We start from the raw sequence: 23416 nt of genomic DNA, 5'->3' as shown, positions 1-23416 counted from the left end.
GGAACGACATGAACCAGTGGCCGGACGCCACCACCACCCTGCCGTCCGACGGTACCGGGGGAGCACTCGTCGGCCGGGTCTGGCGCCCGGGCCTCGGACCCTCAGTCGTCGCCGTCCGCGAGAGCGGCGTGTACGACGTGACCGCCGCCTTCGCGACCGTGCGCGACCTGTGCGAAACCCCGGACCCGGCGGGGCGGTTGCGCGCGGCCCACGGCGAGCGGGTCGCCGCGCTCGACGAGGTGCTGGCCAACACACCTGCCGACACTCGGGATCCGCGCCGGCCGTACCTGCTCGCGCCCGTTGACCTCCAGGCCGTCAAGGCCGCCGGGGTCACCTTCGTGGTGTCGATGCTGGAGCGGGTCATCGAGGAACGCGTCCGCGGCGACGCCGCCGGGGCCGCCGGGATGCGCGAGCGGATCCGGCGGCTCGTCGGGGACGACGTCGCCTCCCTGCGCCCCGGCTCCGAGGAGGCCGCCGCGCTCAAGGAGATCCTGGTCGCCCAGGGGGCGTGGAGTCAGTACCTGGAGGTCGGCATCGGACCCGACGCCGAGATCTTCACCAAGGCCCCCGTGCTGGCCGCCGTCGGCAGCGCGGCCGACGCCGGGATCCATCCCGCGTCACGGTGGAACAACCCGGAGCCGGAGGTGGTGCTCGCCGTCTCCTCCGCCGGGAACGCCGTGGGCGCGACGCTCGGCAACGACGTCAACCTCCGTGACGTGGAGGGCCGTTCCGCGCTGCTGCTGCCCCAGGCCAAGGACAACAACGCCTCGGCGGCCCTCGGACCCTTCCTGCGGCTGTTCGAGCCCGGCTTCGGCATCGACGACGTACGGCGGGCGACGGTGACCCTGACCGTCGAGGGCACCGACGGATTCCGGCTCGACGCGGAGTCCACCATGACCGCCATCAGCCGCGACCCCCTGGACCTGGTCGCCCAACTGGTCGGACCGCACCACCAGTATCCCGACGGCGCGGTGCTCTACCTCGGCACGATGTTCGCCCCCGTCGAGGACCGGGACGCGCCGGGGCAGGGGTTCACCCACCACGACGGCGACCTCGTCCGCATCGCCACCCCGCGGCTCGGGGCGCTTGTCAACCGGATCCGGGCGAGCGACGCCTGCGCGCCGTGGACCTTCGGCATCGCCGACCTGATGCGGTCGCTGGCCGCGCGGGGAGCACTGTGACGCCCGATATCGTTTCCGGCGTGACCCCGCCGCTGCCCCGCCGCCCGCGCAAACGCTCCGCGACCCGTTCGGTGACCCTGTCGGACGTGGCCGCGGCCGCGGGCGTGTCGGCCCAGACGGTCTCCCGCGTCGTCCGCGACCCCCTGTCGGTGCCGGACGAGACACGGGTCCGGGTCGAGGAGGCCGTCGCGGCGACCGGCTACGTGCCCAACCTCGCCGCCAGCAACCTGGCGTCGAACCGCAGCCGCACGGTCGCCGCCCTGGTGCCGCAGATCAACGCGTCGGTCTTCGCGGACACCGTGCACGCCTTCTCGACGGCGCTGGCGGCCCACGGCTACCAGATCTTCGTGGGAACGACCGACTACCGCCCCGAGCACGAGGAGGAGGTGCTCCGCAGCTTCCTGGGCCGGCGGCCGGACGGGCTGCTCATGGTGGGCACGCGCCACACGCCGGGGACCCTGACGCTGCTCCGGGCGGCCGGAGTGCCGGCGGTGGAGACCTGGGGCTGGTCGGTCGACCCGGTGGACCTGCTGGTCGGCTTCTCCAACGCGGCCGCGGCCGCCGCCATGGTCGCGCACCTCGTCGAGCGCGGCCGGCGAAGGATCACGTTCGCCGGCCGGCACACCTCCGGCGACTCCAGGGCCGCGGAACGCCTCGACGGGTACACCGGCGCGGTCCGCGACCTGCTGGGGAGCGACCCGCGCACGGTGGACGCCGGCCCGGAGCCGGTCACCATGGACACCGGCGTCGCCCTGCTGGACCTGGCGCTCGAGCGGTATCCGGACTCCGACGCCGTGATGTTCTCCAGCGACGTCTTCGCCGCCGGCGCACTGCAGGCCTGTGTCCGCCGGGGCGTCGACGTGCCCGGCACCCTCGCCCTCGCGGGCTTCGGCGACTTCGAGCTGGCCCGGCACCTCGTGCCCGCGCTGACCACGGTGGCCGTCCCCAGCGCCCGCATCGGGCAGTTGGCGGCCGAGCTGCTGCTGACGCGGATGCGCGGCGCCCCGGTGGACGCACCGCACCGGGACGTGGGGTACCGGGTCGTCGTCCGCGAGAGCACCTGACGCGCCGGGCCCCCGCACCTCACGACCGCGCCGCCCACGCGAGCCCCCGGGCCACCAGCGTCGCCGTCTGCGGCACCTGGAGGTCGGCGACGCGGTGGCCCAGGGTGCAGACGAACACGCGTCCCGCACCCCAGCGGCGCGTCCACACCACGGGGAACTCGACGGGGACGTCCCACGGGTCACCGTCGCCCGGGGCGAGTACGGACGTGGCCAGCACCGTGTTCAGGGAGTCCGACAGCACCCAGTAGTGCTCGGTGACGACGTCGTAGTCGGAGACGCCCTCGGTGATCTCCCCGTCCCGGTCCGGCCCGGCCGCGACGCGCACCGTGAACTCCTGGAAGCCGTCCGGGTGCCACAGGAACCGGCCCCCGACCATCCGCAGGTAGCGCGCGTTGCCGACATTGGTGCCGATGACACCGCCGTGCCAGCCGGCGAAGCCCGTGCCCGCCTCCACGGCCGCGACGAGGTTGGCCTCCTGACGCGGGCTCAGCCCGCCTCCCGACCAGGAGTGCACGACGAGATCGGTGGCGGCGAGCCGTTCGGCGTCGTCGTAGACCGCCGGGTCCTCGCTGACCGAGACCTCGAACCCGGCGCGCCGCAGACCGGGCGTGAACACCTCGGTGCAGCCGACCGGATCGTGCCCCTCCCACCCGCCGCGGACGACCAGGGCCCTTCGCGTCCTCATACGGGGCTCCCTCCCCGCCGCGTCCGGGGCGCGAGCCGCAGACCGGCGTCGGCCGGGCGGACGTGCGGCCCGGCCGGGACGGACCACCGCGCCGACCCCGCCCCCGCGGAGATCCCCTCCTCGTCGACCTCGATGCCGAGCCCGGGGCTGTCGCCGAGGACGATCCCGCCGTCGGCGATCTCCTGGTCCACGCGCAGTCCGACCGGGAAGGACAGGTCCTGCACCTCGGTCACCAGGTGGTTGGGCACGGCCGCCGCCGCGTGCGCGACCGGGTTGGCGTTGTAGCCCACCGGGCTCACCGGCAGGCCGTGCCCGAACGCGAGCGTCGAGACCCGCAGGAAGTGCGTGATGCCCCACACGCTCCCGGTCTGCACGACGCCCACCGCGTCCGCGCCCAGCAGCGCCCTGAAGTGCTCGAGACCCGTCAGGTTCTCCCCGGTCGCGACGGCGGCGCGGATGCCGGCGGCCACGGCACGGTGTCCCTCGACGTCCCAGCGCCGCACCGGTTCCTCGATCCAGGTGAGGTCGATCCGCTCCTCGACCTGCCGGGCCAGGCGCACCGCCTGATGTGGTCCCCAGGACTCGTTGACGTCGTACATGAGCGCCGGGCGGTCGCTGTTGACCCGCAGCACGTCGCGGACGGCGGCCAGGCGCCGCACGTCCCGGTCGACGTCGAGGCCGCCCTTGACCTTCGCGCCCGTGAAACCGCGTCGCGCCCACCGTTCGTGGAACGCGACGAGTTCGTCGTCGTCGAGCGGGTAGTCGAGGCCGGAGGCGTAGCCGGGGACGAAGCGGTCGGCGGCTCCCAGCGTCCGCCACAGCGGCTCCCCGGCGATCTTCGCCTTGAGGTCCCACAGCGCCATGTCGAGGGCGCCGATGGTCCCGAACACGTGTCCGCCGTGCCCGGACTTGAAGACGTGGGAGAGCATCCGGTCGTAGAGCGAGGTGACGGCCCGCGGGTCCTGGCCCTCGAGGGCGGGGAACACCCGGTGCACGTCGGCGTGGCCGCCGAGGCCCACGCCGGTCAGGCCCTCGTCCGTCTCCAGGAGCACGACGGGCACCTCGGTGACACCGCCGGCGATGACACCGTTCACGTCACCCACCGGTCGCCCCCACTCGTGCACCGTGGCAAGGGACCGGTATCCGGTGATTCGCATCGCGCTTCTCCTCGGTCTGCGCGTCGCCCGCGCCGCGCCCGCGCGTTGGCGGCGCGACCCACGGCCAAGTCATAACTTGTGATACGAGTGATGACCTTAGCATGTTCGGCTAACCTTGGGTCCTTGGACAGCGGGGGCCGGCCATCCTGCACGTACATTGGGAGTCTTCGACCAGATGAGTAAGCCATCCGCGGACACCACCGCCGTGTCCCGCCCTCAACGGCGCCGGCCACCGCTCGCCGCGGCCGTCGTCCAGAGCCTCGCGACGGCCATCGTGCTCGGTGAGTACCCGCCGGGCACCGCGCTTCCGTCGGCGGGTGAGCTCTGCGACGCGTACGAGGTGAGCCGGACCGTGATCCGGGAGGCGACGACCACACTCGCCGAGAAGGGGCTGGTGGCAACGCGGCAGGGCTGGGGGACCGTTGTACTCGACCAGGAGCAGTGGAGCCTGCTCGATCCGCTGATCCTGGACGCGCTGTTCCAGCGCAAGGACCGCCTGGTCTACCTGGACAACCTGATCGAGATCAGGACGACCCTGGAGTGCGCCATGGCCGCCCGCGCCGCCGGGCACATCGACGACGCGCAGGCGGCGGCGCTCTCGGCCAAGCTCGACGAACTCGCGGGCCTGATCGACGATCCCGAGGCCTACTCCCGCGCGGACATCGAGTTCCACGAGATCATCCACCGCGCCTCCCGGGACGCGTTCGGACGGGCCATCGTCTCCAGCATCCAGGGCAAGGCGGTGCGTTCACCGCAGTACAGCGGGGATCCGACCCGTGAGGACATCGAGCTGACGCACGAGGCACACGCCCGGGTCGCGGCCGCGGTGCTGGCCCGGGACGGCGACGGCGCCGCCGACGCGATGCGCGAGCACATCACGTCGTCGTGGGCACGCCGCCGGCCGGCCGACGTGCCCGAGGCGTAGGCGGCCGCGCCGAAGCGGCCGGGGCGTCCCTCGCACGACGGACGCCCCGGCCGCGACGAACGCGGCGGCTACCCGCTCACGGCCGTCCGATCCCCTTGGCACTCACGTGCCGGTTCCACTCGGCGACCCACGCGGAGCCGTAGGCCTCGGCCGCCGCGCCGGAGCCCGCGAACTTCAGAGTGTCGAGGTTCAGACCCGTCTCCGACACCGAAGCGGCCGCCAGAACACGGGTGTTGACCTTGTCGCTCCACCGCGACACGTTGTACTCCGCCGGCGGCTGCGTGAAGCTCGCGGTCGTTTCGACGAACCCCGAGCCGCCGCCGACGACCACCGCGTGGTCGATCTCCACACCGGACGGCACATACACCGAGTCCGCGTTCTCCCACACCGTCGCCCGGCTGCATCCGTTCGTTCCCGACGTCGAGTAGTCGGCGGCCGTGCAGTCCCCGCCCGTCGCCGTCACCCGCGGCACGTACCACCGGGCGACCTGCGGGTACGAGATCGCGATCCCGTCGGAGTACTTGGGCTTCCCGCTCGTGTAGTGCTCGTGCCAGGCCGCCACGGTCTCGGGACTCGCGCTGTACTTCTCGCCCTCGCGTACGTCGAGGAAGGAGTTGAAGCGGCTCTGCAGCACCCAGCTGTTGTCCAGCGGGAGCTTCGTCTCGCCCTTCTTGTGGTAGATCCCGCCGTGGCCCACGTGCTTCACGCCGATGAACACGTTGTCGTTCGCGGTGTTGCCGTGCCCGGAGTTGAGATTGACCCCGGAGTTCGAACCGTTCACCACGTTGTGGTGGAACCGCACGCCGGACGCGCCGTCGTCCATGTAGAGCGCGTCGTTCGAACCGCCGATCTTCTCGAAGTGGTTGTAGGCGATCTCGTTGCCGAGGTAGGTGAAGTCACGGCCCGCGTAGACGGCACCCATGTCCCCGGCGTTCTTCACCACGTCGTAGAAATGGTTGTGGTTGACCCGCATGTCGTTGCCCATGATCTGCACCGCCATGTGCGGGGCGTCGTGGACGTAGTTGTACTCGAAGGAGTTCCCGACCCCGTACAGGTAGCCGGCCGGGGTGTACGTCGCGAGTTTCGAGAAGCGGGCGATCTCGTTGTGCCGGGCTACGTTGTTCCCCCGTCGCAGGGTCGCACGGTCGCCGCCGCCGAGCAGGACCCCGCCGCCGCCCAGGTCGTGCAGGTAGGAGTTGCGCACGACGTTGTCGTGCCCGCCCTGGAGGGTCTCGTAGTCGGGCATGCTGGTGATCGTGTCGGTCGTCCGGCCGATACGGATGGCGTCCATGCTCACGTTGGAGATGTCGACCCCGTCGACGAGGGTCCCCACGGCGTCCAGCAACTGCACGCCGCTGACGAGCGATCCGGTCATGGCCAGGCCGCGCAGTGTCACACCGTTGGTGCCGTCGAGCAGGAAGAAGTTCTTGTCGAAGGTCTGGAGCGTGGTGTCCTTGCCCTCGACGGTCCCGCCCTCGGGCCGGTAGTAGAGCACGTCGTTGCCGTCGTACCGGTCGATGTAGTACTCACCGGCCGTGTCCATCTCGGAGAGGACGTTGAGGACCTTGACCTTGGTCCACGCGTCCTGCGGGATGTACATCGACGGGTACTTGGTGAAGAGCCGGTCCCCGCTCCACGACAGCAGCCGCACCATGTCGTTCGCGTAGTTGTTGCCGAAGTAGCCGGACAGCCAGCCCTCGGTCTCCGCCTTCGTGTTGTCGATGCCCTCGACCCACCGCGGATCGAGCTGCACCGGCACGTCCGTGTGGTCGCCGAAGCCACGGGTGCCCAGGTCGTCCACCGTCGGCACGGCCTCCGGCGCCCAGCGCTGGTAGCGGGCCCCCAAGAGCGCACGGCCGCCGACCGTGAAGATCTGGGGTGTCATGCGCCGCATCTCCTGCGGCGACCAGGTGTCGCGCTGCGCCGGGTCCGCGAGGAGCTGCTTCTTGTCCTCGAACTGCGCCCGCGGAGTCGTACCGGAGAAGTTCCAGTCGTCCTGCGGGCCGAAGCGGCCGTCGAGGTCCACGTTCATGAGGTCCCGGGGCCCCTCGGCATCCCACTTGTCACCCGTCCCCCACAGGTGGCACCCGGTCTCCGTCGTGGCGCAGGAGTTCCCGTTGGGGTACTCGGCGAGCACCTGGGTTTCGCCGCCCACGACGAGTTCAGGAGCGAAGGGCTGCTGCACCCAGTTGAAGCCGTTCTTGTACAGCGTGCCCGGGTCGATGCCCTGGGCGCCGAGGTCGTAGACCCACACACCGTCCCGCAACTCGGGTGTGTCCAGGCGGGAGTTCGAGGAGTACTGCGGCTGGGCGAGGGTGTCCGCCGACAGATCGGTGAGCCTCTTCCACCCCTCGGCGGGCAGCTCGTGCGACCCGGTGATCGTCACCTTCTCGTCGCGGTACGCGGTGTAGGTGACCCAGGAGTTCGCGGCACCCTTCAGCTCGATGGTGTCGTCGAGGACGTAGGTCCCGCCCCGGATGTACACCGTGCCGCGCGCCTTGGCGGACGTGTGGCCGGCCAGTGCGTCCCGTGCGGCGGTGATGGTGCGCAACGGGTCCTTCCTGCCGCCGCTGTTGGCGTCGTCGCCGTCGGTGGCCGAGACGTAGACCGTCGGTCCGCCGGCCACGGCCGGGGCGGGGGTCGCCGCCGCGGCCCCGGCCGCCGGTCCGCCGACGCCCGCCGTCAGCGCCAGTGCGAGTGCGGCCGGCAGGGTCCGTGCCGGTCGTCGCCGGGTTCTCAGCATGGAGGTGCCCTTTCGTCGGTTCTCATGTGACTGACGTGGGTGGTGCGCGACGTCCCGGGTCAGCCGCCCTCGGGGCGCAGCCGCAGGCCCTGCATGCCGCCGTCGACGGCGAGGGCCGTGCCCGTGACGGACGTCGCCGCGGGCGACGCCAGGTACGCGATGGCCGCCGCGACCTCCTCGGCGGACACCAGACGGCCGGTCGGCTGGCGGGCGTTGAGCGCGGTGCGCTCGGCCGCCGGGTCGTCGGCGCCCGACAGCAGACGGTCTATCCACGGTGTGTCCGCCGTACCGGGGTTGACGCAGTTCACCCGGATGCCCTCACGGATGTGGTCGGCGGCCATGGCGAGGGTCAGGGACTGCACGGCGCCCTTGCTCGCGCTGTACAGCGCCCGCTGGGGCAGGCCCGCGGTCGCCGCGACCGAGCAGGTGTTGACCACCGCCGCGTGCCGGGAGGCGCGCAGGTGGGGCAGCGCGGCCCGGGTGGTCCGCACGATCCCGAGGACGTTGACGTCCAGGACGCGTCGCCACTCCTCGTCGTCGTTGTCCGCGACCGTCCCCTGTGCGCCGATGCCCGCGTTGTTCACCAGGATGTCCAGGCCGCCCAGCCGGTCCGCCGCCCGGGCGACCCCGGCACGGACCGAGGCGTCGTCCGTGACGTCGCACCGTACGGGGAGCAGGGCCTCGCGGCCGGCGGCCGGCAGGGTGTCCGGGGCGAGGTCGAGGACGGCGACCCGGGCGCCGCGGCGGGCCAGGAGCAGGGCGGTGGCGAGCCCGATCCCCGACGCGCCGCCCGTGACGGCGGCCACGAGACCGTCGAGTTCGGGCGACGGGGGAGTGGGGAGGTGCGGCATGACGGTGTTCCTTCGCATGGGTGGCGGTCAGTCCAGGTGGAAGAGTTCCTCGCCGGTCACCCACCGCTCCCCGGGCTGCGCCGAGTCCAGGGGCTGCTGGCAGGGGTCGGTCAGCGTCCACCAGTGCTGGGTGTCCGGGTCGGCGGCGACGGCGGCCATGTCGGCCTCGTAGTCGTCGCCGGTGTACTCGAAGTAGGCGAAGAGGGTGTCCTCGCGCAGGAAGATGGAGTAGTTGGTGACATGGGCGCGCGAGAGGGTGCCCAGCACCGGTTGCGGTACGGCACGGTGCAACTCCCGGTACTCTTCGGCGTGTTCGGGACGCAGCCGGATCACGGACGCGACCCGGAGGGGTGTGCGGGGTGCGGGCATGGCTGGGCGCTCCTTCGTGGGGCCGGGCCTCGCGCGGCGCGGGGGCTAACCCTTGACCGCCCCGGCTGCGAGGCCGCTCATGATGTGACGCTGCATCACGATGAAGATCACCAGGATCGGGATCACCGCGAGCAGCAGGGTCGGGAACACCTTGGTGTAGTCGGTGGAGTACTGGCCGACCGCCGCGTACACACCGGTGGTGACGGTGTAGACGTCGCTGCCGGGGCCCAGGATCATCTGCGGGCTGGCGAAGTCGTTCCAGACGCTCAGCGAGTTCAGGATGAACACCGTGGCGATGATGGGCCGCATCAGCGGCAGGATGATCCGCCACAGCGTGTAGTACCTGCCGGCCCCGTCGATGGCCGCCGCCTCGTCCAGCGACCTGGGCAGCACCCGGACGTAGCCGAAGAACACGAACAGCGTGAACGGGATGGTGGTGGCCGTCATGAACAGGATGAGCCCCGGCAGCGTGCCCATCAGACCGATCGCGCGCAGCACGAAGATGACCGGCACCAGGATCACCTGGGTCGGGATGAACATGCCCGCGATGAAGAAGAACAGCAACAGCCGCGAGATCAGCGTCGGGGTACGGGCCAGCACGTAGGCCGCGGGCGCGCACACCCCCATGGCGATGGCGTTCACGCAGAGCACCAGCGCGATGGTGACGCCGTAGCCCTTCAGAATGCTGAAGTCGGGGTTGTTCCAGGCGTCCGAGAGGTACTGGAAGGTCGCCGTGCCGAAGTCCAGGGTGAACGGGTTGGCGAGGATCTCCTGCTGGCTCTTGAAGGTGTTGATCACCAGGATGTACATCGGCACGAGCATGCCGAGGGACACGAGGCAGATGAACGCCACCCGGACGGTGGCGGCCGAGGTGAGTGTTTTCTTCATCCGATGGACTCCGCGTCGTTCTCCGCGCGCCTGCGCAGGACGAGGACTGTGATGGCCAGGACCGCAGCCGCGAGGATCAGCAGCACGGCCTGGGCCGAGGCGACGCCGATGTTCCGCTGCGGGAAGGAGACTGCGAGGATCGAGTAGGCGAGTGTCTTGGTGGATCCCGCGGGGCCGCCCCCGGTGAGCGACACGACCACGTCGTACGTCTTCAGCAGGGAGATGCCCGAGGTGATGACGGCGACCGTGACGGTGGACGCCAGGGACGGCCAGGTGACGGCACGGAAGGTCTGCCACCTGCTCGCCCCGTCGATCCGCGCCGCCTCCAGCAGGTCCGCCGGCACCGCCTGGAGGCCCGCCAGGTAGAGGATCAGCTGGACGCCGAAGAGCGACCAGGCGATGACCAGGATCATCGACCACAGGGCCCAGTCGGGGTCGCTGAGGAAGGGCAGGCCGTCGGTGCCGACCTTCTTCAGCATCGTGTTGACCACCCCCTGCGGGCCGAGGATGGCCTGCCACAGGAAGCCCACCACCAGCGCGCTCAGCACGTGCGGGTAGAACATGACCACCCGGCCGAAGGTGTTGAACCGGTTGGTGCGCTGCAGCAGCAGCGCCAGCCCCAGCGCGGCGAGGTTGACCGCGACCGCGCCCACCACGGCCACCACGGCGGTGACCACCATGGTGCCGGTCATGTCGTCGGAGCCGAATACGGTCCTGTAGTTGTCCAGGCCGACGAACTCCGGGACGCGGTGGGGGAATCCGTTGTACTCGGTGAAGCTGTAGTAGAACGCGTAGATCACCGGTACGACCAGCAGAGCGACGTAGACGAGGACCGCGGGGACGACCATGCTGACGCGGGCGCCCAGGTCGCGCCATCCCCGCCGCTTCGAAGCAGATGTGCGTTCCATGGGTCAGCGGTTCTCGTCGACCCACTGGTCGATGCTCTTGGCGGCGTCCGCCGGGCTCGCACCGGTGTACAGGCTCTGCGCGACCTCGGTGAACTTCGGGTTGAAGCCGGTGACGGGCAGCCGGACGTTGCCCTGTCCCTCGCCGACGGCGACCAGTGCGGGGGCCTTGTCGAGGATGCTCTGGATCTGCGCGTCGACCGCGGTCTGCTGCAGACCGGAGTCCTTGCGGAACACCCCGTCGGAGCCGAGCTGCGCCTCGATGGCCTTCGCGTCGGTGACCAGGAACTCCACCAGCTGCTTGGCGCCGTCCTCGTCCCCGATGCCCTTGCGGATCATGTAGGGGTTGGCCATGGTGGCACCCTGCGGGCCCGGGTAGGCCTTGCCGTCCGCCGCCGGCGGGGAGAAGACGCCCACCTCGAAGGGGAGGTCCTTGGCCTTGTTCAGGGTGGCCGCGAACCAGCTGCCGTTGGTGTAGAGGCCGACCTTGCCCGCGGTGAAGTTGCCGTCCGCCTGGGAGGGGCTGAGGCCGACGTCGCTCTTGGTGATGTAGCCCGCGTCGATCCAGTCCGCGTACAGCTGGAAGGCGGGCTTGTAGGCCTCGCCGACCGAGAGCTTCTCCTCCGAGACCGCGGTCTGCCACTTCGGGTGCAGCTGGTTCAGCGCGGGGTGGTAGATCTGCTGGAGCTGGAGGCCGGTCTGGAAGTCGCCGGCCGTCTGCATCGGCGTGTAGCCGGCCTTCTTCAGGTCGGCGAGGTCCTTGGTCAGCTCGTCCCAGGTGGTGGGAGGCTCGGTGATCCCGGCCTTCTCGAACGCCGACTTGTTGTAGTAGACCAGCGACTGCGTCTGGGTGCCGACCCCGACCGCGTAGTGCTCGTCACCCATGGCGTACTCGTCGAACATCGGCGTGCCCTTGGCCCAGGCCTCGTCACCGAGGTCGATCAGCTCGGGCGCCGTGTCGTCGTCGGGGAAGATCGACTGGATGACGTCGGGGGCCGTGCCGGCGGCCAGTTGCTGCGGGAAGGACTCGGCGACGGACTTGCCGGTCGGGCCCTCGATCTTCACCTTCAGACCGGTCTTGTCCTCGAACGGCTTGACCAGCTTCTCCCAGTAGGCCTGGTCGAGGTTGTCCGTGAGGTTGACCATCATCCGGATCTCGCCGTCCTCGCCCCCCGACGAGCCGGAGCCCGACGAACAGGCCGCGACGAGGAGCAGCGGAACCACGGCGGCGAGCGCGGCACCGCGCGCCCTGCTCCCTCGGTTGGTTGACATCATTGTCATCTCTCTTTTCCTCGATGGGGAAAGCCGGCGGTACGCGCGGTCGTCACAGCCGCCCCCGGTAGGGCAGGGGGCCGACGGCCGTGATGTCGGTGGGGGTTTCGCCGCGGTCGACGCGGTAGATCCCGTCGTCGGCGACGAAGAACTCGGGGACGTCCGGGTAGCGCAGCTCCTCGGGCAGGGGCTCGCGGTCCGTCCAGGCGAAGAACTCGCGGGCGAAGACGGCCCGGTCCTTGCGGCCGTACAGGTGCAGGTCGCCCGCGGTCAGCGGACTGCGCACGGCCCAGTGGACACCGGACTCGGCCCAGTGGGCGCGATCGCTGACCAGCACCGACTGCCGGTGACGCGGGGCGGACACCCGGTCCCAGAACCCGTCGCCCGGACCGCACCTGGCCATCAGGAACAGCAGGTCGTGGGCGTGCCAGGCGGTGCTGGGCGCGATGTCGGCCTCGTTGTGCCAGCCGCTCGCGGAGGCGAAGTAGCCGGCCGGCGTCTGGTAGCGGGCATAGGTGGCGAGGCAGGCCTCGGTGAAGGCCTCCAACTCGGCGTCCGGGCCCTCGGCCAGTACCTCGTGGATGCCGTACAGGGTCAGTCCCATGCCCGCGATCAGCATGGGTGTGTCCGTCTTGAGGGCCCGCTCGCCCCGCACGTACCAGTAGCGGTGGTAGCGGGTGGCGCCACTCTCGTCGGTCCAGGCCGAACGGGCCACGTGCCGGCACAACCGGCGGGCCTCGGCGAGCAGTTCCGCGTCGCCTCCCGCGCGGTAGCCGAGCACCAGAGGCACGATCATGAGCCCGTAGTACTCGGCGGGCTCCAGGATGCCGCCCTCGGCGCGGTCCCGCACGGTGCGGAACGTGCCGCTGCTCTGCGGGTCGGGCACGCCCCGGTGGTGGAAGAGCCGGACCAGCTCGGCGAGGTCCTCGGGGATCTCGTCCGCGTAGGCCTTGTCGTCGCTCAGCTCGGTGTACAGCTGCTTGACCCAGACCCGGGCGTACTCCTGGTTGCAGGTGCCGTCCTCGCCGGGACGTCCGCCGCCGTACATCTCGCAGGCGTCCAGATTGCGCCGTACGGCGGCGAGTACGCCGGCCACCTCGTCGGCGGGCAGCAGATGCCCGGCGTGCCGCACCGCGAGCAGCATGCCGAGGCTCGCGACGGCGTTGTGGATGAGGCCGTTGGTCGCCGACTCGCCGACCTGGAAGCCGATGTGGCGGTACTGCCCGTCCGGTTGCAGCTCGGTGGACTGGTGGCGCAGCAGCCGGCGCAGCAGGCGGACGCCCCGCTCGTCGGGCTGGGCGGCCAGCGCCTGGGCCCAGGCGCCGACCGCGGGTCCCGCGAAGGTGGTGTGCCCGCTGGTGAAGTCCAGGAAGGTGGCGGGGTTGGTGCCCCACACACTGTGGTTGTGGAAGCCGTTGATCGCCCCTTCGTCCGTCACCCAACTGTGCAGCCAGCCGGCCAGCGCGGCCGTGTCCGGCGTGGTGGTGTGGTGTTCCATGGCGTTCCTTCCGGAGCGGTTCACACGGCCGCGTCGCGTGCGGCGTTCAGCAGGGCGGCGTCGATGCGGTAGAAGCGGGCGGCGGTGCCGCCGAGCACGTCGGCGCGGTCGGCGGGGGCGAGCGGGGCGAGCAGTTCCCGAAAGGACGCCCAGGTCCGCTCGTAGCCTCCGGCCAGGAGCGAGAGGGGCCAGTCGCCGCCGTACATCAGCCGCCCCGGTCCGAACAGGTCGAGGGCGTCCTCGACGAACGGGCGCACCTCGTCGGCGGTCCACGCGTCGAGGGGGCCGGAGGCCGGGTAGAGCCCGGAGAGTTTGGCGTGGACCCGGGGCTGCCGTGCGGCGGCGGCGATCAGTCGCCGCCACCGTGCCCGCTCGCCCGGTCCGCCGCCGACCGGCGGCTTGCCGAGATGGTCGACGACCAGCCGCAGGGTGGGGTGACGTGCCGTCAGCTCCGGTATGTGGGCCAGGGCCTCGGGCGAGGAGGTGACATGGTCGAAGGCGAGCCCGGCCTCGGCGAGCAGGGCGAGCCCCTCGCCGACGTCGGGGCGGAGTATCCAGTCCGGGTCGGAGCGCTCGTGGATCAGGGCGCGCACACCCACCACGTGCGGGTCCCGGCGCAGTACGGCGAGCCGGTCCCGGGCCCGGTCCGGGTCGTCCAGCGGGACCCAGGCGACGACGCCGACGACCTCGGGGTGCGTGGCGGCGGTGGCCAGCATGTGGTCGGTGTCCGCGTCGTGGTCGGCGGCCTGTACCAGGACGGTCGCGGTGACCCCGGACGCGCGCAGTGCCGGGCGGGCGTCGCGCAGCAGCATGGCGCGGTCGAGCGGGGCCATCGCGGGCCCCAGCCAGTCGTAGGGGGCGCGCGCGGGGTCCCAGACGTGCTGGTGGGCGTCTATGACGGTCATGGCCGCCCTCCTCGGGCGCGCGAGGCGGCGGGCGCGTCGTCGCGGCCGGTGGGGAGCAGGCCGAGGTCCGCCAGTTCGGTCCACAGGGCCTCGGGTACGTGGGCCGACAGGCGGCGCGCGTTCGTGCGGGACTGCTCGGCGTCGCGGGCGCCGAGCACCACCGACACGACCGCGGGGTGGCGCAGCGGGTGGGCGAGGGCGGCCTGCGGAAGGGTGACGCCGTGGCGTTCGCAGACGTCCGCGAGCGCGGCGGCGCGCGCGGTCAGTTCGCGGGAGGCGGGCAGGTAGTCGTAGGTGGCGTCGGCCGGCGGGCGGTCCGAGGCGAGCAGTCCGGAGTTGTAGACCGCGGCGGCGACGACGCCGACCCCGCGCTCCTGGGCGAGCGGCAGCAACTCGTCCTGCGCGCTGTGGTCCAGCAGGGTGTGGCGGCCCGCCACCATGACGAGGTCGACGTCGCAGCGGCGGACGAACTCGGCGAGCATCGCGGCCTGGTTCATGCCGGCGCCCACCGCCTTCACCACGCCCTGCTCGCGCAGTTCGACGAGGGTGTCGACGCCGGTGGTGGAGGCCTGCTGCCAGTGGTCGTCGGGGTCGTGGAGGTAGACGACGTCGACATGGTCGAGGCCGAGGCGCTCCAGACTGCCCTCCAGCGAGCGCAGGATCCCGTCCCGGCCGAAGTCCCAGCTGCGACGGAACTCGGCCGGCACCGCGAATCCGCCGTCGTCCTGCCGGTGCGCGGTCTCGGGACTGGGCACCAGCAGCCGGCCCACCTTGGTGGACACGGTGTACTCGGCCCGCGGACGCCGGGCGAGGGCGGCGCCCAGCCGGCGTTCCGACAGCCCCAGTCCGTAGTGCGGAGCCGTGTCGAAGTAGCGCACGCCGGCGTCCCAGGCCGCGTCGACGGCGCCCAGGGCGTCCTCGTCGCTGGTCGTCCGGGCGAGGTTGCCCAACTGAGCGGCTCCGAGGCCCAGTTCGGTCAGCCCGGGGCCGCGTGCGGGGGTACGGGAGCGCATCGGCCTCACCGCACCCTCGTGCGCGCGGAGGCCGCCAGGTCCTCCGGGTGGGCGAACGGCCGCCCCTCCGCGAACCGTTCCACCTCGTCGGTGACGGCATCGCCGATGCGGTGCAGCTCACCGCCGAGGGAACCGGCCAGATGCGGGGTGAGCACCACGTTCTCCAGCGTCCACAACTCACTGTCGGGCGCCGGCGGCTCTGGGTCGGTGACGTCGAGCACGGCGTCGATGCGGCCGGTGCGCAGCTCTGCGATCAGGGCGTCCTGGTCGACGACGGCGCCTCGCGCGGTGTTCACGAGCGTCGCGCCGTCCGGCAGCAGCGCGAGCCGTCCCGCGTCGATCTGTCCGCGGGTCGCGTCGGTCAGCGGTTGGTGCAGGGAAACCACCCGGCTGCTCGCCATCAGCTCGTCGAGCGGCACCGGGCGCGCACCGAGGCCGGCGGCCTGTTCCGGGGTGAGTGTCGGGTCGTACAGCAGCACGTCCAGGTCGAAGGGGCGCAGCAGGGCGAGTACCGCGCGGCCCACCGTGGAGGCGCCGACGATGCCCACGGTCTGCCGGTAGTTGCCCTGCCCCGCGTGGGTGGCCACGTGGTCCGGGAGGGCCCTGGACGCGCGGTAGCGGCGCTCGCCGGGAAGAACCCGCTTGTTCGCGAGGAGGATCATCGCCAGCGTGTACTCGGCCACGGGCCCGGAGTTGGCGGCGCGGGCGTTGGCCGCCACCACCCCGCGGTCGGCGAACGCGGCCGGGTCCTCCAGGCAGGTCGCGGCGACCCCGCCCGCGTAGACGACCGCCCGCAGCCGCTCGGTGTACGGCAGATGGGCGGCCCGGACGACGGGTGCCTCCCAGCCCGCGACGAGGATCTCGGCGCCGGCCAGTGCCTGACGCGAGCGGGCGGAGTCCAGTTCGCCGACGACGACTTCGGTGTCGATGTCGGCGGCGCGGCGCAGCCGGGCCAGGGCGTCCTCGTCGAACAGGGCGGGAACCAGCCGGGGATTCATGGCGAAGACGGCGCGTGGTCGCGTCACGACGTGCTCTCCCTCTCGGTGCGCTCGCTGCTAGCGGGACGGTGGACGGGCCCGGGAACGGCCGGGGCGGTTCCGTCGACGGGTGCGCCGGCGGCGCGGCCCGGGGGACCGGGCTCCGGAACGAGCCGCAGACCGGCCCCCCGCGGCCGTACGTGCGGACCGCCGGGGTGGGTCCAGCCGCCGTCCTCGTCCGGGCCGGCGACGGCCGCCTCGTCGACCGTGATGCCCAGACCGGGGGCGTCGCCGAGGACGATGCCGCCGTCCGCGATCACCTGGTCGACCGTCAGCCCCACCGGGGCGGCCGTGTCCTGCACCTCGGTGACCAGGTGGTTGGGGACCGCGGCGGCGGCGTGCGCCAACGGGTTGGCGTGGTAGCCGACCGGACTGACCGGCAGGTCGTGGCCGTGGGCGAGACCGGCGACGCGCAGGAAGTGGGTGATGCCCCAGACACCCGCGCTCTGCACCACCTGAAGGGCGTCGGCCGCCAGCAGTGGGCGGAACTGTTCGAGCCCGGTGAGGTTCTCGCCGCTGGCGACGGCGGTGCGGGCCGCACGGCCCACGGCCCGGTTGCCCTTGACGTCCCAGCGGCGGACCGGCTCCTCGATCCAGGCGAGTTCGACGCGCTCCTCGATCCGGGCGAGCAGCCGCACCGCCTGGTGCCGGCCCCAGCTCTCGTTGACGTCGAGCATCAGGGCGGGGGAGTGGGTGTTCGCGCGCAGCACCTCGGCGACCGCGTGCAGCCTGCCGATGTCGCGCTCGGTGTCCAGGCCGCCCTTGAGCTTGGCGCCGCTGAAGCCGCGTTCGGCCCAGCCCGAGTACAGCGCCACCAGTTCCTCGTCGTCCAGGGCGATGTCGAGGCCGGAGGCGTAGCCGGGCACGAAGCGGTCCGCCGCGCCGAGGGTGCGCCACAGCGGCTCGCCGGCCATTTTCGCCTTCAGGTCCCACAGCGCCATGTCGAAGGCGCCGATGGTGCCGAAGGTCGTGCCGGCGTGGCCGCTCTTGAACGTGTGGGCCAGCATCCGGTCGTAGAGCGCGGTGACGGCGCGTGGATCCTGGCCGTCGAGGGCGGGAAAGATCCGGTGCGCGTCGGCGTGGGCGCCCAGGCCCACCCCGGTGAGACCGCCGTCGGTCTCGACCAGCAGCAGCGGGACCTCGGTGACGCCCGCCGCGACGAAGCCGTTCGCGTCTCCGACCGGGCGGCCCCAGCGGTGCACCGTCCGCAGGGTCCGGTATCCGGTGATCTTCAACTGCTCCCCCTCTTCGTGCTCTTCGCCGTCCCGTCCGCCGGCCCACCCACCCCGCGCCAGGGAAGAACCACGGGGGCGCGGGAGGTGGGGGAGCGTGCCGTCGGACCTGGGGAACGGGCGCTGTGCGGCCGCCGGGGGAAGCCCCCGTAACCGTGCCCTCATCAAGTCGTAACGTATCATACAAGTGATGACTGGAAAGGGGTCGGCGGCCACCGGTTCCGGCGGAGGCTAGGCCGTGCCGAGCCGCTGGCGCTGGCGCCCCAGTCCCTCGATCTCGATCTCCATCTCGTCGCCCGGCTTCAGGTAGGGGAAGCGCCCGGACAGGGCGACCCCCTCGGGAGTCCCGGTGTTGATGACGTCCCCGGGATCCAGGACGAGGTACTGGCTCAGGTCGTACACGATCTGCGCGACGGAGAAGATCATGTCCGCCGTCCGCGAGTCCTGCCGGGGCTCACCGTTCACGAAGGACCGCAGCCGCAGCCCCTGGACGTCGGGCACTTCGCCGGCCGGGACCAGGAAGGGGCCGAGCGGGTTGAACGTGGCGCAGCACTTTCCCTTGGACCACTGTCCGCCGGAGTGCTCCAGCTGGAAGTCGCGCTCGGACACGTCGTTCGAGACGGCGTAGCCGGCCACGTGCTCGAGGGCCTGCTCGGGGGAGTCCAGGTACCTCGCGGTCCGCCCGACGACGACGGCGAGCTCGACCTCCCAGTCCGTCTTCGCCGAGCCGCGCGGGATCTCCACCTCGTCGTGCGCGCCGACGACCGTGTTCGGATGCTTGAAGAAGACCACCGGTCGTGTGGGCGGTTCGCTGCCGGACTCGGCCGCGTGGGCCGCGTAGTTCTGTCCGACGCAGATGACCGCGCCCGGCCGCGCGACGGGGGGCCCGAACCGCAGGCCCTCGGCCTCCAGTGCGGGAAGGGTGCCCTCGGCCAGTGCGCGGCGGGTACGGGCGACACCGTCCGCCGCGAGGAAGGGCCCGTCGATGTCGCGGGTCAGGGGGGACAGGTCCCGGGTGATGCCCCGGTCGTCGATGACTGCGGGGCGTTCCTGCCCGGGTTCTCCGAGCCGTACGAGCTTCATGTGCCGTTTTCCTTTGTCGATGGCCGACTTCGGCCGGCTGTCGGTCGTGCCGGACACGTCTGTCTGCGGCCGGGTGGAGGTGCGCGGGGCAGGGGTGGCCGTCGCCGTGACACGGCGGTGCCGCTTCCCGGGTGCGTGCGGCGTCCGCGCCGTCCGGGAGTGTCGTGCCGCACCCTGGAATTCCGGGCTCAGTATCGGTGTATGGCCCCAGTTGTTGTCAATGGACTGCTGTTCTGTCAACAGGTTGACGGCTAGGGTGAGCCGCATGGGTACTCGGGATGGATCGGTATGGGCCAGTGCCGCACCCGCGCCGGCGGTGCTCAGGGCGGGAGCGATCCTCGACGCGCTGGCGGACGCCCGCGGCCGTGCGCTGTCGCCCGCCCAACTGGCCGCCGCCGCAGGGGGCATACCGCGCGCGTCCGTCGTCAACATCTGCGCGGCCCTGCACGAGCGCGAACTGGTCCGGGCCGTGGACGGCGGCTTCGCGCTCGGCCCCGGTCTGCTGCGACTGTCCCAGTCCTACCTCGACGCACTCGACCCCGTGCGCGCCTTCAGGGAACAGGTGGGCCGGCTGGGCGACCGGGAGGAGACGCTGCAACTGGCCACCATGGACGGCGCGGACGTCGTCTACCTGGCGGTGCACGAGGGCACCGTCCTGATGCGCCTCACCGGCCGGGCGGGCGCCCGGCTGCCGGTCACGTGCACGGCGTTGGGCAAGGTCATGCTGGCCGGCCTGGACGACGCCGAGGTGCGCGAACTGCTGGCCGGACGCGAACCGTTCGAGGCCCGTACGCCCTGGTCGATCACGGCACTCGGTCCGCTGCTCGCCGAACTCCGGGACGCGCGCTCGGCGGGCTACGCGATCGACGACCAGGAGACCGCCGACGGGATCGTGTGCGTCGCGATGGCGGTGCCCGGACCGCCGGCGGCCGGCCAGCCCTTCGCCGTCAGCTCGTCGTTGCTCAAGTCCCAGGCCACGCCCGCCCGGGTGGCGGCCGTAGCCGAGCTCATCAGGGGCGTCGTGGGGAGGATGGGCGGACGGGGCTGACCGGGGCCCCGACGCGACCCGGGCGGACGCGGCGCCATCGCCTCACCGTCCGGGCTCGGCATCGGACTCAGCATCGGGCTCGGCACCGGGTTCGGGAGGGCCGGAAAGGTAGCGGGACACCTCCCCCGCGGCGTGGGAGGCGAACATCGGACCGGCGACGTCGGGGTCGCCCGAGCGCAGGACCTCCAGGAGTTCGGCGTGGTGCTCGGCCATCGCGCCCCAGCCGCCGGCGTAGCGCGGGTCGCCCAGCACGTGCAGATCCCACAGGCTGGACTCGATCATGCGCCACAGACGGATCATCGCCGCGTTGCGGGCGGACTCGCACACGTGACGGTGAAACGCCATGTCGGCGTCGCGGAAGGCGCCGATGTCGTCCTTGGCGGCCGCCCGACGCAGCTGGGCCACGTCCTCGGTCAGCAGCCGCGTGTGCTCGGCGTCCAGCCGCCCGGTCACCCGGCGGGCCGCGTACTCCTCGAACATCACCCGGATGTCCCGGACGTCCTGCGCCTGCCGTTCGGAGACCCGCGCGACGTAGGTGCCGCGGTGCGGCTGCGAGATGACCAGGCCCTCGTAGGCCAGCCGCTTGATCGCCTCACGGGGCGGCGCCTGACTCGTGCCGAAACCACGCGCGATCTCCGACTCCACCAAACGCTCCCCGGGGGCGAGCCGGCCACTGACGATCCAGTCGCGCAGCAGCGAGTACACCTGGTCGGAGAGCAACTGCCGCGGCACGCGCGCCGCGCCCGGCACGGGCCCGCCGCCGCTGGCGCCGGCCCCCTCACGGGGCCCGCGGTGGACCGGCGCCGGCGGGTCGGGCAGTGCGGTCTGCTGCTCCCGCCAGATCCGGGCGATCGTGGACTGCGACAGGCCCGTGGTGTCGGAAAGGGCCCGGGTCGAGGGCACCGGGGCGCCGCTTCGGGCCTGTTCGAGCACCGCGGCCACCCGGGCCTCCGCCTCCTGCCGGATCTCGCTGCGCGGTCGCCCCGGGCGCGGGGCGTCCCGCAGCCCGGCGACGCCCCGGCGCAGATAGCGCTCCCGCCACTTGGCCACCGTGGCGGGGCTGACCCGGAGCCGCTGCGCGATCTCCCCGTTGGTCAATCCCTCGGCACAGGCCAGCACGATGCGGCTGCGCGACCGGAGCGCTCCGGGAGACTGCTCGGAGAACTCCGCCAGGGCCGTCCGGTCCTCCGCGCTCAGCTGCGGAAACGACGGCAGGTCGGGATCGGTCATGGCACCGCGCTTCCTGGGATGCATGAACTTATGACTCGGGCGCCGTGAATCCGTCGCCCCCACGGTCATCAATTTCAGGTTCGGGCCAGCGTATTGACGGGACCTCGGCACGAACATATTAACTATCGTTGCTCGATCAGTGACCCACTAGATCGTGTGCGCGGTGCCGCAAGGCCCGCTGCCGGGATCAGTGCCCCGGGCCGGACTCCCGCACCAGGACCGCGAGCCGGCGTGGTGGGCCCCCGCGAATTGACGGCACGCGACGCCGGCCGGTGCACGGATCCCGACCACGACGATCCCGACAACGACACTGAACTCCACGCGGCAAGGAGAACTCGTGCCAACCCTCCAGGTACGACCAGTAAGACCCGTACGAACAGTGCGACCCGTACGACGAAGGACAAGACTTCCGCTGCTGCTCGCGGCCGGCGCCCTGCTGGTCGCCGGGGCGACACTGGACACACCGGAGGCGAGCGCCAAGGCGGCCGGCTGCAGGGCCACCGAGCTCTTCGTGTCCCCCGACGGGAACGACAGGGCCAAGGGCACCGAGAGCAAGCCCTTCAAGACCATCGAAAAAGCGCGCGACCACATCCGCGACAAGGGCCTGAACCGCCCCGGCCGCATGCACTGCGACATCAACGTCAACCTGCGCGCCGGCGACTACTCGGTGGACCGCGCCGTCGAACTCGACGACCGGGACTCCGGCAGCGGCGGTCACCGGGTCGTCTACCGCTCCTACGACGGCCCAGGCAAGGCCCGGGTGATGGGCGCCGAGCCCGTCACCGGCTGGGAGGAGTACAAGGACGGCATCTACCGCGCGGACGTCGGCACCGACAACCCCTTCTACACCCTCTTCGAGGACGGCAAGCGCGCCACCACGGCCCGCTACCCCAACCGCAAGTCAGACGACGAGTGGGCCCCGTACCTGACCTCCACGCTGCCGGAGCCGGAGAAGGAGGCCGTGCACCAGTGGCTGTACTCCAACCCGGGTGACTGGGACGCGGACTGGGACCTCACCAACGCCCAGGCGGTGGTCTGGTCCGGCGGCAGCTGGAGCTGGTTCACCGACACGGTCCCGATCCGGGACTGGAACCCCGCCAAGAACCAGATGACGCTGAAGTACTGGACCCGCTACGCGCTCAACAACTCCGGCGGCGGTTCACGCTACTTCCTCCAGAACTCGCTCGACTTCCTGGACCAGGCGGGCGAGTACTACCTGGACTTCAAGAAGGGCCAGCTGTACTACAAGCCCCGTGGTGACATCGACGGCGTCACCGTGCTGCGCCCCACGGTGAAGACACTGTTCGACCTGGCCGGCGCCGACCCGGACCGGCGGGTGCGGGACATCACCCTGGACGGACTCGCCCTGCAGTACACCGACTTCGTCGACTGGTACCGCAACGGGTGGATCAGCGACGGCGACAGCGGCGAGGTGCACAAGTACCCGGAGTACGACCGCCAGATCGAGATGCCGCGCAACCGCTTCGGCGCCGTCCTGCTCACCAACAGCAAGGACATCACCCTGTCCCGGCTGAAGATCTCCGACACGGGATACCACGCCGTCTACGCCCTCGCCGCCAACGACGGGCTGACGGTCCGCGACAGCCTGCTGGCGAACATCGGCGCCGACGGCATCAAGGTCGAGGGTCCCTACCCGGGCGAGGGAAACACCTCGAACGGCCATCTGCTGACCAACAACTACATCACCCACTACGGCGAACTGAACCCCGGCGACGCCTCCGGCATCGAGCTGATGAACACCGGGCACAACACGGTCAGCCACAGCCACGTCAAGCACAGCGCCCGCTACGGCATCAGCCTCGAGGTGCGGCCGGAAGTGGCCATCGGCGACAACTACGCCCGCGACAACACCTTCGAGTACCTCCGCATCGACGAGGCCGGTCTCGACAGCGGCGACATGGGCGCCTTCTACACGTACGGCGTCAACAACGTCGAGCCGTACCCGATGGACAACCACGTACGCCAGATGGTCATCGGCGACGTGATCCCGGACGAGTCGATGCCCGACAGCGGCACCCGCGGCATCCACATGGACGCCGGCGGCTGCGGCTTCACCTTCGAGGACATCGAGGTGGGCAGGACCACCGACCAGTCGTACCAGAGCTACCAGTGCAACGACGTCGAGAACGCCAACTGGGAGGACGGCTACGACGCCTCCAAGATGGAGTACGACAAGATCGGAGTCACCGCCGACTTCCCCTACCCGCTGCCCGACGGGGACACCCAGTGAGCGGTCGCTGAGCGACCGCACCCGATGAGCGCCCCTGCCGGGCAGCGTGCCGCACGCGCCGCTGCCCGGCAGGGGCGCG

The 23416-nt window shown here is 71.5% G+C and carries 20 protein-coding genes; 5 read left to right on the top strand and 15 right to left on the bottom strand.

What is annotated here, in order from left to right; genetic code table 11:
• The first annotated feature begins 8 nt into the window (after window positions 1-8).
• Both ACGH7X_RS03960 and ACGH7X_RS03955 read left to right on the top strand, forming a co-directional pair.
• Window positions 9-1181 (top strand): fumarylacetoacetate hydrolase family protein, encoded by a 1173-nt coding sequence (locus ACGH7X_RS03960; RefSeq protein WP_399881642.1) that lies wholly within the window; start codon window positions 9-11, stop codon window positions 1179-1181.
• Between the two features lie 20 nt (window positions 1182-1201).
• The gene (locus tag ACGH7X_RS03955; RefSeq protein ID WP_399881640.1) at window positions 1202-2245 is read left to right on the top strand and encodes a LacI family DNA-binding transcriptional regulator; all 1044 of its coding nucleotides are present in this window, start codon (window positions 1202-1204) and stop codon (window positions 2243-2245) included.
• 19 nt (window positions 2246-2264) lie between these two features.
• Here the strand turns inward: ACGH7X_RS03955 and ACGH7X_RS03950 are convergent, their stop codons facing one another.
• Entirely contained in the window at window positions 2265-2930 is a 666-nt protein-coding gene (locus ACGH7X_RS03950) for a ThuA domain-containing protein (protein ID WP_399881638.1), read from the bottom strand.
• Window positions 2927-4087: a mandelate racemase/muconate lactonizing enzyme family protein gene (locus ACGH7X_RS03945; protein ID WP_399881636.1), complete on the bottom strand. Its 1161-nt coding sequence runs from the start codon at window positions 4085-4087 to the stop codon at window positions 2927-2929. Before ACGH7X_RS03945 ends, ACGH7X_RS03950 begins: the two co-directional genes overlap by 4 nt.
• A gap of 175 nt (window positions 4088-4262) precedes the next feature.
• On the opposite strand from ACGH7X_RS03945, the gene ACGH7X_RS03940 reads away from it, so the two are divergent.
• Window positions 4263-5012: a FadR/GntR family transcriptional regulator gene (locus ACGH7X_RS03940; RefSeq protein ID WP_399881634.1), complete on the top strand. Its 750-nt coding sequence runs from the start codon at window positions 4263-4265 to the stop codon at window positions 5010-5012.
• Window positions 5013-5088: 76 nt separating this feature from the next.
• On the opposite strand, the gene ACGH7X_RS03935 is transcribed toward ACGH7X_RS03940, so the two are convergent.
• The 12 genes from ACGH7X_RS03935 to ACGH7X_RS03880 form a co-directional block, all read right to left on the bottom strand.
• Window positions 5089-7755 (bottom strand): hypothetical protein, encoded by a 2667-nt coding sequence (locus tag ACGH7X_RS03935; RefSeq protein WP_399881632.1) that lies wholly within the window; start codon window positions 7753-7755, stop codon window positions 5089-5091.
• Between the two features lie 59 nt (window positions 7756-7814).
• Complete coding sequence (locus tag ACGH7X_RS03930; protein WP_399881630.1) at window positions 7815-8606, bottom strand: SDR family NAD(P)-dependent oxidoreductase; 792 nt, start codon at window positions 8604-8606, stop codon at window positions 7815-7817.
• A gap of 27 nt (window positions 8607-8633) precedes the next feature.
• Window positions 8634-8975 carry an L-rhamnose mutarotase gene (locus tag ACGH7X_RS03925; RefSeq protein WP_399881628.1) on the bottom strand — a complete coding sequence of 114 codons (342 nt, stop codon included), beginning with the start codon at window positions 8973-8975 and terminating at the stop codon, window positions 8634-8636.
• A gap of 45 nt (window positions 8976-9020) precedes the next feature.
• Window positions 9021-9863, bottom strand: coding sequence for a carbohydrate ABC transporter permease (locus ACGH7X_RS03920; RefSeq protein WP_399881626.1), 843 nt, complete (start codon window positions 9861-9863; stop codon window positions 9021-9023).
• Entirely contained in the window at window positions 9860-10771 is a 912-nt protein-coding gene (locus ACGH7X_RS03915; RefSeq protein WP_399881624.1) for a carbohydrate ABC transporter permease, read from the bottom strand. Before ACGH7X_RS03915 ends, ACGH7X_RS03920 begins: the two co-directional genes overlap by 4 nt.
• A 3-nt stretch (window positions 10772-10774) precedes the next feature.
• On the bottom strand, window positions 10775-12049 hold the full coding sequence (locus ACGH7X_RS03910) for an ABC transporter substrate-binding protein (RefSeq protein ID WP_399881622.1): 1275 nt from the start codon (window positions 12047-12049) through the stop codon (window positions 10775-10777).
• Between the two features lie 43 nt (window positions 12050-12092).
• Window positions 12093-13538, bottom strand: a complete 1446-nt coding sequence (locus tag ACGH7X_RS03905) for a hypothetical protein (RefSeq protein WP_399881620.1) — start codon at window positions 13536-13538, stop codon at window positions 12093-12095.
• Between the two features lie 20 nt (window positions 13539-13558).
• The gene (locus ACGH7X_RS03900) at window positions 13559-14443 is read right to left on the bottom strand and encodes an amidohydrolase family protein (protein ID WP_399881618.1); all 885 of its coding nucleotides are present in this window, start codon (window positions 14441-14443) and stop codon (window positions 13559-13561) included.
• Window positions 14440-15456 (bottom strand): aldo/keto reductase, encoded by a 1017-nt coding sequence (locus ACGH7X_RS03895; RefSeq protein WP_399881616.1) that lies wholly within the window; start codon window positions 15454-15456, stop codon window positions 14440-14442. Before ACGH7X_RS03895 ends, ACGH7X_RS03900 begins: the two co-directional genes overlap by 4 nt.
• Window positions 15457-15461: 5 nt before the next feature.
• A complete protein-coding gene (locus ACGH7X_RS03890; RefSeq protein WP_399881614.1) occupies window positions 15462-16481 on the bottom strand; it encodes a hydroxyacid dehydrogenase in 1020 nt (339 codons plus the stop codon).
• Window positions 16478-17728: a mandelate racemase/muconate lactonizing enzyme family protein gene (locus ACGH7X_RS03885; protein WP_399881612.1), complete on the bottom strand. Its 1251-nt coding sequence runs from the start codon at window positions 17726-17728 to the stop codon at window positions 16478-16480. The genes ACGH7X_RS03890 and ACGH7X_RS03885 overlap by 4 nt, the downstream gene beginning before the upstream one ends.
• A gap of 228 nt (window positions 17729-17956) precedes the next feature.
• Complete coding sequence (locus ACGH7X_RS03880; protein WP_399881610.1) at window positions 17957-18808, bottom strand: fumarylacetoacetate hydrolase family protein; 852 nt, start codon at window positions 18806-18808, stop codon at window positions 17957-17959.
• A gap of 265 nt (window positions 18809-19073) precedes the next feature.
• Between ACGH7X_RS03880 and ACGH7X_RS03875 the strand changes: the two genes are divergently transcribed.
• A complete protein-coding gene (locus tag ACGH7X_RS03875) occupies window positions 19074-19856 on the top strand; it encodes an IclR family transcriptional regulator (RefSeq protein WP_399881608.1) in 783 nt (260 codons plus the stop codon).
• A gap of 42 nt (window positions 19857-19898) precedes the next feature.
• Here ACGH7X_RS03875 and ACGH7X_RS03870 read toward each other — a convergent pair whose 3' ends face one another.
• On the bottom strand, window positions 19899-21086 hold the full coding sequence (locus ACGH7X_RS03870; protein ID WP_399881606.1) for a GntR family transcriptional regulator: 1188 nt from the start codon (window positions 21084-21086) through the stop codon (window positions 19899-19901).
• A gap of 379 nt (window positions 21087-21465) precedes the next feature.
• Here ACGH7X_RS03870 and ACGH7X_RS03865 point away from each other — a divergent pair, with 379 nt between their 5' ends.
• Window positions 21466-23337 carry a right-handed parallel beta-helix repeat-containing protein gene (locus tag ACGH7X_RS03865; protein ID WP_399881604.1) on the top strand — a complete coding sequence of 624 codons (1872 nt, stop codon included), beginning with the start codon at window positions 21466-21468 and terminating at the stop codon, window positions 23335-23337.
• Window positions 23338-23416: the final 79 nt, after the last annotated feature.

This window comes from Streptomyces sp. BBFR51, from assembly GCF_044591655.1.
In the GTDB taxonomy this organism is placed as follows: domain Bacteria; phylum Actinomycetota; class Actinomycetes; order Streptomycetales; family Streptomycetaceae; genus Streptomyces.
The sequence above is the reverse complement of the archived record's forward strand: the minus strand, read 5'-3'. Positions and strand labels throughout refer to the sequence as shown.

What these genes read in the sequence shown, in the direction of transcription:
- ACGH7X_RS03960 (WP_399881642.1), top strand. Translation starts at nt 9, where the DNA reads ATGAACCAGTGGCCGGACGCCACCACCACCCTGCCGTCCGACGGTACC.
- ACGH7X_RS03950 (WP_399881638.1), bottom strand. Translation starts at nt 2,930, where the DNA reads ATGAGGACGCGAAGGGCCCTGGTCGTCCGCGGCGGGTGGGAGGGGCAC.
- ACGH7X_RS03945 (WP_399881636.1), bottom strand. Translation starts at nt 4,087, where the DNA reads ATGCGAATCACCGGATACCGGTCCCTTGCCACGGTGCACGAGTGGGGG.
- ACGH7X_RS03940 (WP_399881634.1), top strand. Translation starts at nt 4,263, where the DNA reads ATGAGTAAGCCATCCGCGGACACCACCGCCGTGTCCCGCCCTCAACGG.
- ACGH7X_RS03935 (WP_399881632.1), bottom strand. Translation starts at nt 7,755, where the DNA reads ATGCTGAGAACCCGGCGACGACCGGCACGGACCCTGCCGGCCGCACTC.
- ACGH7X_RS03930 (WP_399881630.1), bottom strand. Translation starts at nt 8,606, where the DNA reads ATGCCGCACCTCCCCACTCCCCCGTCGCCCGAACTCGACGGTCTCGTG.
- ACGH7X_RS03925 (WP_399881628.1), bottom strand. Translation starts at nt 8,975, where the DNA reads ATGCCCGCACCCCGCACACCCCTCCGGGTCGCGTCCGTGATCCGGCTG.
- ACGH7X_RS03920 (WP_399881626.1), bottom strand. Translation starts at nt 9,863, where the DNA reads ATGAAGAAAACACTCACCTCGGCCGCCACCGTCCGGGTGGCGTTCATC.
- ACGH7X_RS03915 (WP_399881624.1), bottom strand. Translation starts at nt 10,771, where the DNA reads ATGGAACGCACATCTGCTTCGAAGCGGCGGGGATGGCGCGACCTGGGC.
- ACGH7X_RS03910 (WP_399881622.1), bottom strand. Translation starts at nt 12,049, where the DNA reads ATGACAATGATGTCAACCAACCGAGGGAGCAGGGCGCGCGGTGCCGCG.
- ACGH7X_RS03905 (WP_399881620.1), bottom strand. Translation starts at nt 13,538, where the DNA reads ATGGAACACCACACCACCACGCCGGACACGGCCGCGCTGGCCGGCTGG.
- ACGH7X_RS03900 (WP_399881618.1), bottom strand. Translation starts at nt 14,443, where the DNA reads ATGACCGTCATAGACGCCCACCAGCACGTCTGGGACCCCGCGCGCGCC.
- ACGH7X_RS03895 (WP_399881616.1), bottom strand. Translation starts at nt 15,456, where the DNA reads ATGCGCTCCCGTACCCCCGCACGCGGCCCCGGGCTGACCGAACTGGGC.
- ACGH7X_RS03880 (WP_399881610.1), bottom strand. Translation starts at nt 18,808, where the DNA reads ATGAAGCTCGTACGGCTCGGAGAACCCGGGCAGGAACGCCCCGCAGTC.
- ACGH7X_RS03875 (WP_399881608.1), top strand. Translation starts at nt 19,074, where the DNA reads ATGGGTACTCGGGATGGATCGGTATGGGCCAGTGCCGCACCCGCGCCG.
- ACGH7X_RS03870 (WP_399881606.1), bottom strand. Translation starts at nt 21,086, where the DNA reads ATGACCGATCCCGACCTGCCGTCGTTTCCGCAGCTGAGCGCGGAGGAC.